This is a genomic window from Pseudomonas sp. Root562 (assembly GCF_001427125.1).
In the GTDB taxonomy this organism is placed as follows: Bacteria; Pseudomonadota; Gammaproteobacteria; order Pseudomonadales; family Pseudomonadaceae; genus Aquipseudomonas.
Genome location: NZ_LMGK01000001.1, coordinates 330,954 through 349,383, shown reverse-complemented (window position 1 = coordinate 349,383; position 18,430 = coordinate 330,954). Strand labels below are relative to the sequence as shown.

The window sequence follows — 18,430 nt, the reverse complement described above, 5'->3', positions numbered from 1 at the left end:
GAGCATCAAGCCTCCCTGATCAAGAAACAGGAAAATCAGATTTGCCCTACCGCTCCTGAAGCATTGCCCCTCAAAAAACGCTTCATTCGACTACAGACAACCCCGAGAACACCGCGCCCCTTGCAGGAACCGAGCTTGCTCGCGATGGCGGTCTGGATGCCAACATATGTGTTGAACGTGCTGACGCCATCGCGAGCAAGCTCAGCGCCTACAGAAAACCTTGAAAGTGCAGGCAAAAAAACGGCCCGCTTCCAAAGGAAGCGGGCCGTTTTCGTTCAAGCCATTGGCGCAGAGCTTTCGCTCGTGCCGATTACTTGTTCAGGCGGAAATCACTTTCGGCAGCAGCGAAACGCTGCAGCATGCCGGCAGTCGGCGCGCCCATTTTGCTGACGAAGTAAATCGCCAGGCTGGCGAAGATGAAACCAGGGATGATTTCGTACAGGCCCAGCAACTCGAAGTGCTTCCACACGATCACGGTGATTGCGCCAACCAGGATACCGGCCAGTGCGCCGTTGCGGGTCATGTCTTTCCAGATTACGGAAATCAACACGACCGGACCGAAAGCGGCACCGAAACCGGCCCACGCGTAGCTCACCAGACCCAGTACACGGTTTTCCGGGTTGGCAGCCAATGCGATGGCAACCAGGGCAACCAGCAACACCATGGCGCGACCGACCCAGACCAGTTCGACCTGGGAAGCCGACTTGCGCAGGAAGGTTTTGTAGAAGTCTTCGGTCAAGGCGCTCGAGCACACCAGCAGCTGGCAGCTCAGGGTGCTCATGACGGCCGCCAGAATGGCCGACAGCAGTACACCGGCAATCCATGGGTTGAACAGGATCTTGGCCAGTTCGATGAACACACGTTCGTGGTTTTCAGTCACTGGACCGGCCACTTCAGGGTGCGCCGAGAAGTACGCGATACCGAAGAAGCCAACTGCCACGGTGCCGCCCAGGCAGAGGATCATCCAGGTCATGGAAATGCGACGGGCGTTGGCGATCGACTTGACCGAATCCGCTGCCATGAAACGCGCCAGGATGTGCGGCTGACCGAAGTAGCCCAGACCCCAACCCATCAGCGAGATGATGCCGATGAAGGTGGTGTTTTTCAGCATGTCGAAGTTGCTTGGATCTTGCGCTTCGATGGCCAGGAACGTGGTATCCACGCCACCGGTGGCCAGCAGCACGATGATCGGCGTCAGCAACAGGGCGAAGATCATCAAGGTGGCTTGTACGGTGTCAGTCCAGCTCACCGCCAGGAAACCGCCGACGAAGGTGTAGGCAATCGTCGCCGCAGCGCCGGCCCACAGCGCAGTCTCGTAGGACATGCCGAAGGTGCTTTCGAACAGACGGGCACCAGCCACGATGCCGGAAGCGCAGTAGATGGTGAAGAACACCAGGATCACGACGGCGGAGATGATCCGCAGCAAGCCGCTTTTGTCTTCAAAACGGCTGGAGAAGTAATCCGGCAGGGTCAGGGCATCACCGTTGTGCTCGGTCTGCACGCGCAGGCGACCGGCAACGAACAGCCAGTTCAAGTAAGCACCGACGATCAGGCCGATGGCGATCCAGCTTTCGGACAGACCGGACATGTAGATGGCGCCCGGCAGGCCCATCAACAACCAGCCGCTCATGTCGGAAGCACCGGCGGACAGTGCCGTCACGACGCTGCCCAGGCTACGGCCGCCCAGAATATAGTCAGAAAGGTTATTGGTGGAGCGATAGGCCATGAAGCCGATCAGCACCATTGCTGCGATGTAGATCACGAACGTGATCAGGGTTGGATTGCTTACGCTCATTTAAGTGACGCCCTGGCTTTGTTTTTATGTAGCGGCGGCTGGTGAACCGCTCGCAAACGGTGACGTTTGACAGACGATTCGGGATCCCGCGCATTTATGACTGATGTTTCCCCAGGAAAGCCATCAGCCGGTGCACCGGCCTCTTCGACGGTTGCACCTTGGGGCGCGAATGCTATTCAACAAAGCAAATAAGGTGCAACCCATTTCTGGAGAATAAGTTGCACCTAGTCGGAAAAATCTTGTTATGCGCTGTTTTTGCTCCTTTTCGGAGCAAAGATCGCCAGCGATCCATCAAAAAAGCCCCAAGGAAATGCAGCACGGTCGTACCAGAAATTATTTCCTGACGAGCTGCGTATTAATCCGACAAAAAAATGGTTGCACCCGGTTGCACCTCAGGAGTCGCACGGCTAATCTTGCCGCCAGCTGATGCCACGCAGTCGTGGCAAACATGAGGATAAAAACATGGCTACCACCACCCTTGGCGTCAAACTTGACGACCCGACCCGCGAACGCCTGAAGGCTGCCGCGACCTCGATTGATCGCACGCCACACTGGCTGATCAAGCAGGCAATTTTCAATTACCTGGAAAAACTCGAGGGTGGTGCAACCCTGACCGAGCTGAACGGTTCGACCAAGGATTCCGACGATGCCGTCGATGCGCCTCTGGATCACGCCCACCAGTGCTTCCTTGAATTCGCCGAAAGCATCCTGCCGCAATCGGTACTGCGCGCATCGATCACCGCCGCTTACCGTCGCCCGGAGCCGGAAGTGGTGCCGATGCTGATCGAGCAGGCACGCCTGCCGGCGCCGATGGCCGAAGCCACCAACAAACTGGCCGCCTCCATTGCGGAAAAACTGCGCAATCAAAAGAGCGCTGGCGGCCGTGCCGGCATCGTGCAGGGCCTGTTGCAGGAATTTTCCCTGTCGTCCCAGGAAGGCGTGGCGCTGATGTGCCTGGCCGAAGCGCTGCTGCGCATCCCGGACAAAGGCACTCGCGACGCGCTGATCCGCGACAAGATCAGCACCGGCAACTGGCAACCGCACCTGGGCAACAGCCCGTCGCTGTTCGTCAACGCCGCTACCTGGGGCCTGCTGCTGACCGGCAAACTGGTGTCCACGCACAACGAAGCGGGTTTGACTTCGTCCCTGAGCCGCATCATCGGCAAGAGCGGCGAGCCGATGATCCGCAAGGGCGTCGACATGGCCATGCGCCTGATGGGCGAGCAGTTCGTCACCGGTGAAACCATCGCCGAAGCCCTGGCTAATGCCAGCAAATTCGAAGCCAAGGGCTTCCGCTACTCCTACGACATGCTCGGCGAAGCGGCGTTGACCGAACACGACGCGCAGAAGTACCTGGCCTCTTACGAACAAGCCATCCATTCGATCGGCAAAGCGTCCCACGGCCGTGGGATTTATGAAGGCCCGGGCATCTCCATCAAACTGTCCGCACTGCACCCGCGCTACAGCCGTGCGCAGTACGAGCGCGTGATGGATGAGCTGTACCCGCGCCTGCTGTCGCTGACCCTGCTGGCCAAGCAATACGACATCGGCCTGAACATCGACGCCGAAGAAGCCGACCGCCTCGAGTTGTCGCTGGATCTGCTCGAGCGCCTGTGCTTCGAACCGCAGCTGACTGGCTGGAACGGCATCGGTTTCGTGATCCAGGCTTACCAGAAGCGTTGCCCTTATGTGATCGACTACGTGATCGACCTGGCTCGCCGCAGCCGTCATCGCCTGATGATCCGTCTGGTGAAAGGCGCGTACTGGGACAGCGAAATCAAGCGCGCCCAGGTCGAAGGCCTGGAAGGCTATCCGGTCTACACCCGCAAGGTGTACACCGACGTTTCCTACATCGCTTGTGCACGCAAACTGCTGTCGGTGCCAGAAGTCATCTACCCGCAGTTCGCCACGCACAACGCCCACACCTTATCGGCCATTTATCACATCGCCGGTCAGAACTATTACCCGGGCCAGTACGAATTCCAGTGCCTGCACGGCATGGGCGAACCACTGTACGAACAAGTTGTAGGCAAAGTTTCCGAAGGCAAGCTGAACCGTCCTTGCCGCGTGTACGCTCCGGTCGGCACCCACGAAACCCTGTTGGCGTACCTGGTTCGTCGCCTGCTGGAAAACGGTGCGAACACTTCGTTCGTCAACCGTATCGCCGATCAGTCGATCTCCATTCAGGAACTCGTGGCCGATCCGGTGGCCAGCATCGAGCAAATGGCGACCGTGGAAGGTGGTTTCGGCCTGCCGCACCCGCGCATTCCATTGCCGCGTGACCTGTATGGCGCCGAGCGCGCCAACTCCGCCGGCATCGACATGGCCAACGAACATCGCCTGGCCTCGCTGTCCTGCGCCCTGCTCGCCACCGCGCACAACCACTGGAAAGCCGCGCCGATGCTCGGTTGCGCTTCCAGCACCGAAACCCCTGCGCCGGTGCTGAACCCGTCCGATTTACGTGACGTGGTTGGCCATGTTCAGGAAGCCACTGTCGAAGACGTCGACAATGCCATCCAGTGCGCCCTCAACGCCGCACCGATCTGGCAGGCCACCCCGCCCGCCGAGCGCGCCGCGATCCTGGAACGTGCCGCCGATTTGATGGAAGCCGAGATCCAGCCGCTGATGGGCCTGTTGGCTCGCGAAGCCGGCAAGACTTTCGCCAACGCCATCGCCGAAGTGCGCGAAGCCGTGGACTTCCTGCGCTACTACGCGGTGCAGGCGCGCAACGATTTCAGCAATGACGCCCACCGCCCATTGGGTCCGGTGGTATGCATCAGTCCGTGGAACTTCCCGCTGGCGATTTTCAGCGGTCAGGTGGCTGCTGCCCTGGCTGCCGGTAACCCGGTACTGGCCAAGCCTGCCGAACAGACTCCGCTGGTAGCGGCTCAGGCCGTGCGCCTGCTGCTCGAAGCCGGCATCCCGGAAGGCGTGCTGCAACTGCTGCCGGGCCGTGGCGAAACCGTCGGTGCCGGTCTGGTGGGTGACGATCGCGTCAAAGGCGTGATGTTCACCGGTTCGACCGAAGTCGCTCGTCTGTTGCAACGCAACATCGCCGGTCGCCTGGACAGCCAGGGCCGTCCGATCCCGCTGATCGCCGAAACCGGCGGCCAGAACGCAATGATCGTCGACTCTTCGGCCCTCACCGAACAAGTGGTGATCGACGTGGTTTCGTCGGCCTTCGATAGCGCCGGCCAGCGTTGCTCGGCCCTGCGCGTCCTGTGCCTGCAGGAAGATTCCGCCGACCGCGTCATCGAAATGCTCAAGGGCGCCATGGCTGAAAGCCGTCTCGGCAATCCCGAGCGCCTGTCCGTGGACATCGGCCCGGTGATCGACGCCGAAGCCAAGGCTGGCATCGAGAAACACATCCAGGCCATGCGCGACAAAGGTCGCAGCGTGTACCAGGTGGCCATCGCCGACGCCGAAGAAGTCAAACGCGGCACCTTCGTGATGCCGACACTGATCGAACTGGAAAGCTTCGACGAACTGCAACGGGAGATCTTCGGCCCGGTGCTGCACGTGGTTCGCTACAAGCGCAAAGACATCGATCAACTGATCGGCCAGATCAACGCTTCCGGCTATGGCCTGACGTTGGGTGTACACACCCGCATCGACGAGACCATCGCCAAGGTGATCGATAACGTCAATGCCGGTAACGTCTACGTCAACCGCAACATCGTCGGTGCCGTGGTTGGTGTACAACCGTTCGGTGGCGAAGGTTTGTCGGGTACTGGCCCGAAAGCCGGCGGCCCGCTGTACCTGTACCGCCTGCTGTCGACGCGTCCTACCGATGCGATCGAACAATCCTTCGCTCGCGGTGACGCTCTCGCCGCACCGGATGTACGACTGCGTGAAGCCATGAGCAAGCCGCTGACCGCCCTGAAAGCCTGGGCCGACAGCAACAAATTCGCTGACCTGAGCACCCTGTGCGTGCAGTTCGCCGCGCAATCGCAAAGCGGTATCACCCGCGTACTGGCAGGCCCGACCGGCGAACGCAACAGCTATGCGATTCTGCCGCGTGAGCACGTGCTGTGCCTGGCGGAAGTCGAAGGCGACCTGTTGACTCAACTGGCAGCGGTATTGGCTGTCGGCGGTTCGGCAGTATGGCCGGACGCCGAGTTGACCAAGGCATTGTTCGCACGCCTGCCGAAGGACATTCAGGCACGCATCAAAGTGGTGTCCGACTGGAACAAGGACGAGGTGGTGTTTGACGCGGTTCTGCACCACGGTCATTCCGATCAGTTGCGCGCGGTCTGCCAGCAAGTGGCCAAGCGTGCCGGTGCGATCGTTGGCGTGCAGGGTCTGTCGCAAGGCGAGTCCAACATTGCGCTGGAGCGTCTGGTGATCGAGCGGGCGCTGAGCGTCAACACCGCGGCGGCAGGTGGTAATGCCAGCTTGATGACCATCGGTTAAACCTCTGCACCAAGATCGTGTGATCGTTCCCACGCTCTGCGTGGGAATGCCTCCTGTGACGCTCTGCGTCACGTCGTTTGGGGACGCGGAGCGTCCTGGGCTGCATTCCCACGCTCTGCGTGGGAACGATCAAGTCGGTGCTCGGCTCCAACATCACCGCTATCAATCATCCTGTTCAGCCTCAATTCGCACGCCTAGACTCGGCCCATCCCAATAAAAGGTAGGCCGCCATGTCCGAGACGTTGCTCAGTTCCCGCAATCTGGCTTTCGAGCTGTACGAAGTCCTCGATGCCGAGGGCCTGACCCAGCGTGAGCGTTTCGCCGAGCACAATCGCGAAACCTTCGATGCCGCCATCGGCACTGCCAGAAGCATCGCCGAAAAGTTCTTCGCCCCGCACAACCGAAAGGGTGACGAGAACGAGCCGCGCTACGAGGACGGTCAGGCGATTCTGATTCCGGAAGTGAAACCGGCGGTGGATGCGTTCCTTGAAGCAGGCTTCCTCAATGCCGCGCGCAGTTTCGACGCCGGCGGCATGCAACTTCCTACACTGCTGTCCCAGGCGTGCTTCGCGCATTTTCAGTCAGCGAACGCAGCGTCGACTTCGTATCCATTCCTGACCATGGGCGCAGCGAACCTGATCGAAAGCTTCGGCACCGAAGAGCAGAAACGCCGTTTTCTGCAACCGATGATCGACGGCCGTTTCTTCGGCACCATGGCCCTGACTGAACCCCATGCAGGCTCATCGTTGTCGGATATTCGCACGCGCGCCGAGCCTGCGTCTGACGGCACCTATCGACTCAAGGGCAATAAAATCTTCATTTCCGGTGGCGACCATCCGCTGTCGGAAAACATCGTGCACATGGTACTGGCCAAGCTGCCGGACGCACCGGCCGGGGTGAAGGGGATCTCCCTGTTTATCGTGCCGAAATTCCTGGTCAACGATGACGGCAGCCTGGGCAAGCGTAATGACGTGCTGCTGGCCGGGTTGTTCCACAAGATGGGCTGGCGCGGCACTACTTCTACCGCACTGAACTTCGGTGACAACGGTGAGTGCGTCGGCTATCTGGTGGGCAAGCCGCACCATGGCTTGAGCTATATGTTCCAGATGATGAACGAAGCGCGCATCGGTGTCGGCATGGGCGCAGTGATGCTTGGCTATGCCGGCTATCTGTATTCGCTGGAATACGCCCGCGAACGTCCGCAAGGACGGGTGCCGGATAGCAAAGACCCCAATACCGCCCCTGTGGCGATCATTCAACATGCCGACGTGAAGCGCATGTTGTTGACGCAAAAAGCCTACGTCGAAGGTTCGTTCGACCTTGGCCTGTACGCGGCACGGCTGTTCGATGACACCACGACTCTCGAGACGGAAGAGGCGCGCAAGCAGGCCCATGAACTGTTGGATCTGCTGACCCCCATCGTCAAATCCTGGCCGTCGGAGTTTTGCCTGAAGGCCAACGAACTGGCGATCCAGATCCTCGGCGGCCACGGCTACACCCGCGAATACCCGGTGGAGCAGTATTACCGCGACAACCGCCTGAACCCGATTCACGAAGGCACCCACGGCATTCAATCCCTGGACTTGCTCGGCCGTAAACTGGCGCAGAATGGCGGCGCGGGGCTCAAGCAACTGATCCGCTTGATCGCCGACACCGCCGAGCGTGCACAGGCGTTTGATTCGCTGACTGCGCTGCGTGAACCACTGGAGAAACTGGTGGCGCGCCTGCAAACCGTGACCATCGGCCTGCTGACCGACCTGGCCCAAGGCAAGGTCAACAGCAGCCTGGCGAATTCGGCGCTCTACCTGAAGGTGTTCGGGCACACGGTGATTGGCTGGCGCTGGCTGGAACAGGCGATTCGCGCCGAAGAAGGCTTGGCCAAGGGCAATGCGGCGGATGTGAGCTTCTATAAAGGCAAGTTGCAGGCGGCGCGATACTTCCTGACGTGGGAGGTGCCGGGTTGTCACCATGAACTGGCGATTCTTGAAGCGCGGGATGATGCCTGCCTGGGCATGCAGGATGAGTGGTTCTGAAGCAAGTCTTGGGTTGTAGCTGAAATCCAATCGCTGGCAAGCCAGCTCCCACAGGTATCTCTCTTGATCACAAATCTTGTGCTCAACACAAAACCCTGTGGGAGCGGGCTTGCCCGCGATGAGGCCCGCACCGCCAACCATCAACTCAACTTGAACCCACCCATCTGCCGCGCCAGATCGTCCGCCAGACGTTGCAATGTCTGACAATCCTCACGACAAGCCCTGACCTCCCCCGCCGTCGCCCGGGCCAGATCGGAAATGCCCTGCACGTTACGGTTGATCTCTTCGGTCACTGCCGACTGCTCTTCGGTCGCCGTTGCCACCTGATGATTCATGTCGCTGATGCGTTCGACCTGCCCGGTAATCGCGGTCAACGACGCTCCGGTGCGTTGACTGGATTCGACACCGGTACCGGTCGCCGCTTGCCCGGAATGCATCGACGACACCGCATTTTCCGCGCCCTGCTTGAGACTGCCGATCATTTGTTGAATCTCATCGGTGGACGATTGTGTACGCCGTGCCAGTGTGCGCACTTCATCGGCGACCACCGCAAACCCGCGCCCCATATCGCCTGCACGTGCGGCTTCGATGGCAGCGTTGAGCGCCAGCAAATTGGTTTGCTCGGAGATCCCGCGGATCACTGCCAACACCTGATCGATGGACGCCACCTGGTGGGCCAGCTCCCCGACCGCCGTGGCGGCAACGCCGATTTCGTCGGACATGCTTTCAATGTGCCGGATCGATCCGCCGACCACTTCCCGTGCCTGCATTGCTTCATCCCGGGCGTTTTGCGAAGCGACTGCCGCGTTACCGGCGTTCTGCGCGATCTCTTGCACGGTCAGACCCATCTCATGGACCGCAGTAGCGACCATGTCGGTCATTTCCTGTTGTCGGCCCGAGCGTTCGGCGGTGTTTTCCACCACCCGCGCCACTTGCCCGACAGCCGTACGCAAGCGTTCGCTGGTGGTGAGCACTTCGCCGATCATGTCGCGCTGGCTGTCGAGGAACCGATTGAACCCTCGCGCCAGATCGCCCAGCTCATCGGCGCGGCTGGAATCCAGCCGATGGGTCAAATCGCCACCACCGCTACCGATGGCCACCAACGCTGCTGTTACCTGGCGGATCGGTCGGACCAATCCCCGGGCCAGCAACACCACCAGCAACAGGCATATCACCGCCACTGCCAGGCCGATGCCGCTGCTCATCCACATGGCGCGACGGGCTTCAGCGTAAATCTGCGACTGCGGCACTTCGGCCACCAGGGTCCAGCCGAGATCGCGCAAAGGCAGGCTTAATGCGAGGAAATCTTCACCGTCCCGCTGGAAGCTATTACTCGTGGCAGTTTTTTGACCCAGGGACGCGCCGGCCGCCGCCGCGCCAATTTGCTCTGCCAGGGTACGTTTACCACTCAATTGCGCTTGGGGATGAACCTGGATCAAACCGTCGGAACGCACGAGATAGACCTTGCCACGCTCTCCGAAACTGAAGTTGTGAATCAGTTCGGAGAGCTCCTTCATGCTCAGGCCCAGCCCGGCAACGCCCACGACTTTGCCGGCCTTTTCGACTTTAAGGTCGATGAAAAGCGCCAATTCTCCGCTGGCGGTGTCATTGTCGATGTTGAGGGTGCGCGGCTGGTCGCTATCGAGAAACGCATAGAACCACGCGTCTTTGGGGTTGGTGCGGCTGAGGGTCCGGTCCAGGCCTTTTTCATTGAAGTAGTGGTTGGACGCGGTGCCGACAATCAGTGCGGTAAAGGCCTTGTGTTCGGCGCGGATGCCTTCGAGGTAAGTGGTGAACGTAGCGGCCTGGGCACTGTTTTCACCCTCGGCCAACCAGTCGCGCACCATGCTGTTGCTGGCGATGTCCTTGGCGGCGGTGAGTGGCTGAACGAGGATGCGCTCGATGTCGTTGCGCATCGCTTCGATGCTCGACGGCAGCGCTTGTTCGACCAGATAACGCTGGGCGAGGCGATTGACCACAAGGGTATAAATGCCAACCACGATCAGAATACTGACGAGCAGGGCGGTGCCCATGCTCAAGATCAACTGCCATTGAATACTGCGTCGCCAAAACTGCATGGAGCACCCCCAAAGAATAAGAGGCTGAAACACTGCAACAGCCGTGCCGATTGTATACAACGCAAACGACAATTTATTCTTTGGTTGTGCGCAAAGCCGATCAGGCCTGATTGATCGTCTTGGAGATCACTTCAACCGTGGCGTTGACTTGCTCTTGGTAACGGTCGAGTTCGAGCTTGTGTTGCTTCTGCATTTCGATCTGTTGCGAGCACAGATTCATCGCGGCCAGTACCAGCAGTCGGTCACCGATCAGTGTCGGGTACTTCTTTTTGGTGTCGGCCAGGGCAGCCTTCAACATTAATGCAGCGTCCAGCAGGGTCTGCTCTTCCCCGGCCGGGGCCTTGATCGAATAGTCCTCACCCAGGATCGAGACGACTTTCACACCCGGGCCGTAACTCATGCGCTGACTGGGCCAGCGCTCACACGCTCAACCAGGGCTTGAATGCGCGCGGCGGTGGCGCCTTGTTTCTCTTCCTGTTCCATCAGGCTCAGTTGCAGGCTTTCGTTTTCATCCTTGGCCTGGGCCAGTTCGGCGCTCAGGGCTTGGTTGGTGCCGAGCAGGGTCTGGTTCTGTTGCACCAGGTCGCTGACCAGCTGTTCCAATTGGCTTAGGGATGCTTCCAACATTTTGATATTCCAGGCATTTTCAAAGGGCGCGTACGATAAAGAAAAGTCACTGTGGAAGCCAGGGTTATACGGGCCCAAGGCCCTGATTTTCCTGACGACCGACCTTTCTCGCGAACTGTAGAGACTGTGATCGGCCGATCTGGTTCCTGCACTTCGTCGCCATGACGTTTGTGCGGCAAAACCGCGCAGGGACTCAAGACTTCAGGCGCATGACCGATAAGTCATCCATACGTCAGCCTCGGCACCCTCTGGTGCGCTCTCTTCGGTAAACACCATGTCCCTTCGAAATATGAATATCGCGCCGCGAGCGTTCCTCGGTTTTGCCCTGATTGGCGGTTTGATGATGCTGCTGGGCGTGTTCGCCCTGAACCAGATGAGCAAGATCCGCGACGCCGCCGAGAACATCACCGTCAGCAGCGTGCCCAGCATCAAGAGCCTCGACGAGTTCACCCAGCTGACCCTGCGTTTGCGCGTGTTGTCCTACCGTTTGCTGGTCAACCGTGAACCAGATGTGCAGCACAAGACCATGGAGCTGCTGGAAATGCGCAACCAGCAGATCCGCACCGCCCAGAACGTCTACGAAAAACTGATCAGCAGCCCCGAGGAACGTGCGGCCTACGATCAATACGTGCAGTTGCTTGGGCAATACCGCCAGATCGAAGATCGGATGAAGACCCTGTCGCGCAACAATCAGGTCGACGAATTGCGCAACCTGCTCAACGCCGACCTGCTGAGTAACTCCGAAGCGGTCAATGCGGTGCTGAACAAACTGCTGGAGATCAACACTCAGCAGACCCTCGACACCAACCAGCAAGCCGCCGACCAATACGATTCGGCCTTCAATCTGGTGATCGCCCTGCTTGTGATCGCCACCGCCCTGACCATGCTGTTCGCCTGGTTGCTGACCAACAGCATCACCAGACCCATCGCCAACGCACTGAACGCCGCCGAACAGATTGCCGAAGGCAACCTGACGCGCCCGATCACCGTCGATGGCGAAGATGAGGCCGGCCGCCTGCTCTTGGCGATGTCGAAGATGCAGGACAAACTGCGCGACACCCTGCAGCGGATTTCCGGCTCGGCCACGCAATTGGCGTCCGCCGCGGAAGAGCTCAACAGTGTCACCGACGAAAGTGCCCGTGGCCTGACCCAGCAGAACAACGAAATCGAACAGGCCGCCACCGCGGTCAATGAAATGACCAGTGCAGTGGAAGAAGTCGCGCGCAACGCCGTAAGTACGTCCGAAGCCTCGAAGAACGCCACTACGTCTGCCGGCGACGGCCGTGATCTGGTGCAGGAAACCGTCAGCGCCATTGAACGCATGAGCGCCGATGTTCAGAGCACCGCGACCCTGATCGGCGACCTGGCGAACGAGTCCCGCGACATCGGCAAAGTACTGGACGTGATCCGTGGCCTGGCCGACCAGACCAACCTGCTGGCCCTGAACGCGGCCATCGAAGCTGCACGTGCCGGTGAAGCCGGTCGTGGTTTTGCGGTGGTGGCCGACGAAGTGCGGGCACTGGCTCATCGCACCCAGCAGTCGACCAGCGAAATCGAGCGCATGATCGGCAGCATCCAGAGCGGCACCGAACATGCGGTGGATTCAATGCGCAACAGCACAGAGCGTGCCGAATCGACCCTGAACATCGCCCGCGGCGCCGGTATGTCGCTGGATACGATCAACAGCGCCATTGTCGAAATCAACGAACGCAACCTGGTGATCGCCAGCGCTGCTGAAGAACAGGCGCAAGTGGCCCGTGAAGTGGACCGCAACCTGGTGAATATCCGCGATTTGTCGGTGCAATCGGCCACCGGCGCCAACCAGACCAGCGCAGCGAGCAGTGAGTTGTCGCGCCTGGCGGTGGACCTGAACACCATGGTTGGGCGGTTCAGCCTTTAATCTGAAGTCGCCTCTGTGGCGAGGGAGCTTGCTCCCGCTCGGCTGCGAAGCAGTCGCAATTGACCCATGCGCTGAATCTGACGAACCGCTGTGTCGTTTTGGGGGCGCTACGCGCCCAGCGGGAGCGAGCTCCCTCGCCACACTGATCTTCCCTGCTCAAGCGGGTGTGCATGTCCGCTGTCAAAAGCTTTCCATGATCGTTCCCACGCTCCGCGTGAGCATGCAGCCCAGGGCGCTCCGAGTCCCGGAAGTGGACGCAGAGCGTCCATTGAGGCGTTCCCACGCAGAGCCCGGGAACGATCTGGTATAAACCAGAAAAGCTTTTTGACAGCATCACATTTCAACAGGTTAGAATCGCTGGCACGCAGACTGCATGGTCAGTTTGTGCCCGCCTTTCAGTTTTCTGGAGTACTGCCTTTGAATGCGACCACCATCAACAGCCTGTTCTTGATCGGCGCGTTGCTGGTAGGTGCAAGCATTCTGGTGAGCTCACTTTCGTCGCGCCTCGGCATCCCGATTCTGGTGATCATCCTGGCCGTTGGCATGGCGGCCGGCGTCGACGGCGGCGGCATTATTTTCGATAACTACCCCACGGCTTATCTGGTCGGCAACCTCGCACTGGCGGTGATCCTGCTCGACGGCGGTTTGCGCACGCGGGTGTCGAGTTTCCGCGTGGCGTTGTGGCCGGCGTTGTCGCTGGCCACGGTCGGGGTGTTGATCACCACCGGGCTGACCGGCATGGCCGCGGCCTGGCTGTTCGACCTGAACCTGATCCAGGGCCTGCTCATTGGCGCCATCGTCGGCTCCACCGATGCCGCGGCGGTGTTTTCGTTGCTGGGCGGCAAAGGCCTGAACGAACGGGTGACCGCCAGCCTGGAGATCGAATCCGGCAGCAACGACCCGATGGCGGTGTTCCTCACCGTCACGCTGATCGACATGCTCGCCAGCGGCCAGACTGGGCTGCACTGGAGCCTGCTGGCGCACCTGCTGCGCGAGTTCGGTATCGGTGGTGTGATTGGCCTCGGCGGCGGCTGGCTCATGTTGCAACTGGTCAACCGGATCAATCTGGCCACCGGTCTGTACCCGATCCTGGTCATCGCCGGTGGCCTGGTGGTGTTTGCCCTGACCAACGCCTTGCACGGCAGCGGTTTCCTCGCGGTGTACCTGTGCGGTCTGGTCATCGGCAACCGGCCGGTACGCAGCCGCCACGGCATCCTGCACATGCTGGACGGCATGGCCTGGCTGGCACAGATCGGCATGTTCCTGGTGCTGGGGCTGTTGGTCACGCCCCACGATTTGCTGCCGATTGCCTTGCCGGCCCTGGCCTTGGCGCTATGGATGATTCTGTTTGCGCGGCCGCTGTCAGTGGTGGTGGGTTTGTTGCCGTTCAAGGCGTTCCATGGCCGCGAAAAGGCGTTCATTTCCTGGGTGGGCCTGCGTGGCGCGGTACCGATCATTCTGGCGGTGTTCCCGCTGATGGCCGGCCTGCCCAATGCCCAACTGTACTTCAACCTGGCCTTCTTCATCGTTCTGGTCTCGCTGCTGGTACAAGGAACCAGCCTGCCGTGGGTCGCCAAGCTGCTAAAGGTCACGGTGCCACCGGAGCCCGCGCCGATTTCCCGGTCCGCGCTCGAAGTGCATGTCACCAGTGAGTGGGAACTGTTCGTTTATCGCCTCGGTGCCGAAAAATGGTGCATCGGTTCGCCTCTGCGCGAACTGAAAATGCCCGAAGGTACCCGCATCGCTGCCCTGTTTCGTGGCCAACAACTGCTCCATCCGTCGGGTAGTACGGTGCTGGAAGTCGATGATTTACTGTGCGTAATCGGCCATGAACACAACCTTGCGGCCCTCGGAAAACTGTTCAGCCAGGCACCGCAACGCGGCCTCGATTTGCGCTTTTTCGGCGACTTCGTTCTCGAAGGAGACGCCCAGCTGGCCGCGGTTGCTGCCCTGTACGGGTTGAAGGTCGAAGACATCGATCCGCAGATGACTCTGGGCAAGTTCATCGCCCAGAAAGTCGGGGGAGCGCCGGTGGTCGGCGACCAGGTGGAGTGGAACAACACCCTCTGGACTGTCGCGGTCATGGACGGGAACAAGATCGACAAAGTGGGCGTCAGATTCCCCGAAGGAAGTCGCCCGGGTCCGGGCTTGTTCCTCTAAACTCCACTCTTCGCCTCGTATTTTGATCGGTCTCTATGTCAAGCCTGCGCACCTTTTTCGTCCTGGCCCTGTTGGGCCTGAGCCTCTCCGTCGGACCTTTGCAAGCCGCCGAACCGCCCTCCCGCGAATCTGTGCAGACGAGTCTGGACAAGATTGCCGACCGCAAATTGCCGGAGGCCGATCAAAAGGCTCTGCAGTCCGTCCTGCAAGGCACGCTGACGCAGCTCAACAATCAGCGTGATTACGAGCAGAAACTCAGCGATCTCAAGCAGCAACTGGCCACCGCGCCCAAGCAAACCATCGAAAACCAGCGTGAGCTGACGCGCCTCAAGGCCAGCGTCGTCGCGCCCGTATCGCAACGCTTCGCAAAAGAGTCGATCCAGCAACTCGAGCAAATGCTCACTGAGCGATCGACCCAGCAAAGCGATCTGCAGAAAGCCCTGGCGGACGCCAACAGCCTGATCATTACTGCACAGACCCGTCCCGAGCGTGCCCAGGCGGAAATTTCCGCCAGCCAGACGCGTATCCAGCAGATCAACAATATGCTCAAGACCGGCAAAGACGCCGGCAAGACCCTGAGTGCCGAGCAGCGCGACCAGCTCAATGCCGAGCTCGCCGCCCTCAACGCCTTGATCCCGCTGCGGCGCCAGGAACTGGCCGGCAATACCCAGCTGCAAGACCTGGGCAACAGCCAGCATGATTTGCTGTCGGAAAAATCCGATCGCCTGGACCGGGAAATCCAGGACCTGCAAAGCCTGATCAATCAGAAGCGCCTGGCTCAATCCCAGGAGACGGTGACGCAGCAGTCGATCGAAGCACAGAAGGCAGGCGGCAGCAGCCTGTTGGCGACTGAAAGCACCGCCAACCTGAAACTCTCGGATTACCTGCTCAAAAGCACTGACCGTCTCAACGAAGTCACCCAGCAGAATCTGCAGACCAAGCAACAGCTGGACAGCGTGACCCAAAGCGATGCGGCGCTGGACGAGCAGATCAGCGTGCTCAAGGGCAGCCTGCTGCTCTCGAAGATTCTCTACAAACAGAAACTGGCCCTGCCGCGCCTCAAGGTCGATCGCGACCTCGCCGACCAGATCGCCGACATTCGGCTGTATCAATTCGAAGTCAGCCAACAACGGGAATTGCTCAGCAACCCGGCCACTTATGTCGACAATCTGCTGGCCGCCCAACCGCCCGAGCAAGTCACCCCGCAGTTGCGCAAAAGCCTCTTGGAGCTGGCGACCACGCGTGCCGACCTGCTCGAGCGTCTGAACCGCGAATTGAGCGCGGTGCTCAACGAGTCCATCACCCTGCAGTTGAACCAGAAGCAATTGCTCAGTACCGCGCAAAGCCTGCGTGCGACGCTGGACGAGCAGATGTTCTGGATTCCCAGCAATAAACCGCTGGACCTTGAATGGCTGCGCAGCGTGCCGGATCGCTTGCAACGCCAGGTAGACTCCCTGCCCCTGGCCTCGAGCCTGAGCGAGTTGACTGATGGCCTGACCCAACGACCGCTGCTGTTCCTGCCGCTGGCGCTGTTGATCGGCGCCCTGCTGTGGCGTCGCAAGCAACTGTATGCCCGTCTGAACAAGGTTCACCAGGACATCGGCCACTTCAAGCGTGACAGTCAGTGGCACACCCCGCAGGCGATCCTGATCAATATCCTGTTGGCGATGCCGGTCTCGCTGGGTCTGGCCCTGTGCGGCCTGGCCCTGCAAATCGACGCCCGCGGGCAGAACGCCAATATGGGCGCGGCCTTGCTGCAAATGGCCCAGGCATGGCTGGTGTTCTACACCGCCTACCGCATCCTCGCACCGGGCGGCGTGGCTGAACTGCATTTCCGCTGGGAAAAACCTCAGGTCGAATTCCTCCGGGGCTGGGTCCGTCGGCTCGGGATGGTGGTGATGGCCCTGGTGGCAGTGGTAGCCGTTGCCGAACTGCAACCGGCCGGGCTCGCCGATGACGTGATCGGCATGCCGGTCGTACTCACTTGCTACGCCTTGATGACATTGCTGCTCAGCCGCCTGCTGGTCAGCAGCCCGACCCACGAAAACGCCTCGCTGTTCCGCAAAGCCGTGGGCGTCATGTTCACCATCCTGCCCGTGGCGCTGTTCGTGGCCGTGTGCTTCGGCTACTACTACACCGCGCTCAAACTCAGCGACCGCCTGATCAACACCTTGTACCTGCTGATGTTCTGGCTGGTGATCGAAGCCACCTTCGTCCGTGGCCTGAGCGTAGCGGCCCGTCGCCTGGCCTATCAGCGCGCCCTCGCCAAGCGGCAGGCGGCCAAGGAGGCCGGCGATGGCGAAGCGGTGATCGAAGAGCCGACCATGGACATCGAGAAGGTCAACGAACAGTCCCTGCGCCTGATTCGCCTGGCCTTGCTCGGCGGGTTCATGGCCTTGCTGTACTGGGTCTGGGCCGACCTGATCACGGTGTTCTCGTACCTGGACAACATCACCCTCTACGAATACACCAGCGGCACCGGCGCCAACATGAGCATGGTACCGATCAGTATCGGCGACATGCTCGGCGCACTGATCATCATCGGCATTACCTTCGCCCTGGCGCGCAACTTGCCGGGCCTGCTGGAAGTGTTCGTGCTGTCCAAACTCAACCTGGCCCAGGGCAGTGCTTACGCCACGACGACGTTGCTGTCCTACGTGATCGCCGGCGTCGGTTTCGTTTCCACCCTGTCGACACTCGGGGTGAGCTGGGACAAATTGCAATGGCTGGTGGCCGCGCTGTCGGTTGGCCTCGGTTTCGGCATGCAGGAGATCTTCGCCAACTTTATTTCCGGGATCATGATCCTGTTCGAACGCCCGGTGCGCATCGGCGACACCATCACCATCGGCAACCTGTCGGGCACGGTGAGCAAGATCCGCATCCGCGCCACGACCATCACCGACTTCGACCGCAAGGACATCATTGTCCCGAACAAGACGTTCATTACCGGGCAACTGATCAACTGGTCGCTGACCGACACCATCACACGGGTGACCCTCAAACTCGGCGTCGATTACGGTTCGGACCTGGACCTGGTCAAAGAGCTGCTGCTGAAGGCCGCGCGGGATAACCCACGCGTGCTGAAAGATCCGGAACCCCACGTGTATTTCCTGAACTTCGGTGAAAGCACTCTCGACCACGAACTGCGCATGCACGTGCGCGACCTCGGCGACCGCAACCCGGTGCTCGACGAGGTCAACCGCTTCATCAATCGCGAGTTCAAGAAGCAGCACATCAACATCTCGTTCCGGCAGATGGAGGTTTACCTGAAGAACCTGCACGGACAGGAATACAAGATGGTGCCGATCGAGCCGGAAGCGAAAACCATTGTGCCGATAAAGGATGGCAAGCAACCGCCACAAATGCCGCCCGCCGCCAAACTCGACTAACCGGACTTTCCCCAGCAGAATGCTCGGACATTCTG

The 18,430-nt window shown here is 60.2% G+C and carries 9 protein-coding genes and 2 pseudogenes; 6 read left to right on the top strand and 5 right to left on the bottom strand.

The genetic code is table 11. The annotated features are described in order from the left end of the window. Positions 1-310: 310 nt before the first annotated feature. The gene (gene putP / locus ASD60_RS01635) at positions 311-1,795 is read right to left on the bottom strand and encodes a sodium/proline symporter PutP (protein WP_056852312.1); all 1,485 of its coding nucleotides are present in this window, start codon (positions 1,793-1,795) and stop codon (positions 311-313) included. 462 nt (positions 1,796-2,257) lie between these two features. Here putP and putA point away from each other — a divergent pair, with 462 nt between their 5' ends. Further along, on the top strand, positions 2,258-6,208 hold the full coding sequence (gene putA, locus ASD60_RS01630; protein WP_056852544.1) for a trifunctional transcriptional regulator/proline dehydrogenase/L-glutamate gamma-semialdehyde dehydrogenase: 3,951 nt from the start codon (positions 2,258-2,260) through the stop codon (positions 6,206-6,208). A gap of 230 nt (positions 6,209-6,438) precedes the next feature. Further along, a complete protein-coding gene (locus ASD60_RS01625; RefSeq protein WP_056852311.1) occupies positions 6,439-8,241 on the top strand; it encodes an acyl-CoA dehydrogenase in 1,803 nt (600 codons plus the stop codon). Between the two features lie 140 nt (positions 8,242-8,381). Here the strand turns inward: ASD60_RS01625 and ASD60_RS29725 are convergent, their stop codons facing one another. The 4 genes and pseudogenes from ASD60_RS29725 to ASD60_RS01610 all read right to left on the bottom strand — a co-directional run bounded on the left by ASD60_RS29725 (position 8,382) and on the right by ASD60_RS01610 (position 10,946). Beyond that, positions 8,382-9,113 carry a methyl-accepting chemotaxis protein gene (locus ASD60_RS29725; RefSeq protein ID WP_442965967.1) on the bottom strand — a complete coding sequence of 244 codons (732 nt, stop codon included), beginning with the start codon at positions 9,111-9,113 and terminating at the stop codon, positions 8,382-8,384. A 132-nt stretch (positions 9,114-9,245) separates the two neighbouring features. Beyond that, a pseudogene (locus ASD60_RS29720) lies at positions 9,246-10,274 on the bottom strand (HAMP domain-containing protein); the annotation flags it as partial. 145 nt (positions 10,275-10,419) lie between these two features. Beyond that, positions 10,420-10,719, bottom strand: coding sequence for a cell division protein ZapA (locus ASD60_RS01615; protein ID WP_056852309.1), 300 nt, complete (start codon positions 10,717-10,719; stop codon positions 10,420-10,422). Then, the gene (locus ASD60_RS01610) at positions 10,716-10,946 is read right to left on the bottom strand and encodes a hypothetical protein (RefSeq protein WP_056852308.1); all 231 of its coding nucleotides are present in this window, start codon (positions 10,944-10,946) and stop codon (positions 10,716-10,718) included. Before ASD60_RS01610 ends, ASD60_RS01615 begins: the two co-directional genes overlap by 4 nt. Before the next feature lie 274 nt (positions 10,947-11,220). Between ASD60_RS01610 and ASD60_RS29715 the strand changes: the two are divergent. From ASD60_RS29715 to mscK, 4 genes and pseudogenes are all read left to right on the top strand, one after another. Next, positions 11,221-11,943: pseudogene (locus ASD60_RS29715) on the top strand (MCP four helix bundle domain-containing protein); the annotation flags it as partial. A 30-nt stretch (positions 11,944-11,973) separates the two neighbouring features. Then, the gene (locus ASD60_RS29710) at positions 11,974-12,846 is read left to right on the top strand and encodes a methyl-accepting chemotaxis protein (protein ID WP_412071951.1); all 873 of its coding nucleotides are present in this window, start codon (positions 11,974-11,976) and stop codon (positions 12,844-12,846) included. A gap of 417 nt (positions 12,847-13,263) precedes the next feature. Then, a complete protein-coding gene (locus ASD60_RS01600) occupies positions 13,264-15,006 on the top strand; it encodes a potassium/proton antiporter (RefSeq protein WP_056852306.1) in 1,743 nt (580 codons plus the stop codon). A 35-nt stretch (positions 15,007-15,041) separates the two neighbouring features. After that, positions 15,042-18,395 (top strand): mechanosensitive channel MscK, encoded by a 3,354-nt coding sequence (gene mscK, locus ASD60_RS01595; protein ID WP_056852305.1) that lies wholly within the window; start codon positions 15,042-15,044, stop codon positions 18,393-18,395. The last annotated feature ends 35 nt before the right edge of the window (positions 18,396-18,430 follow it).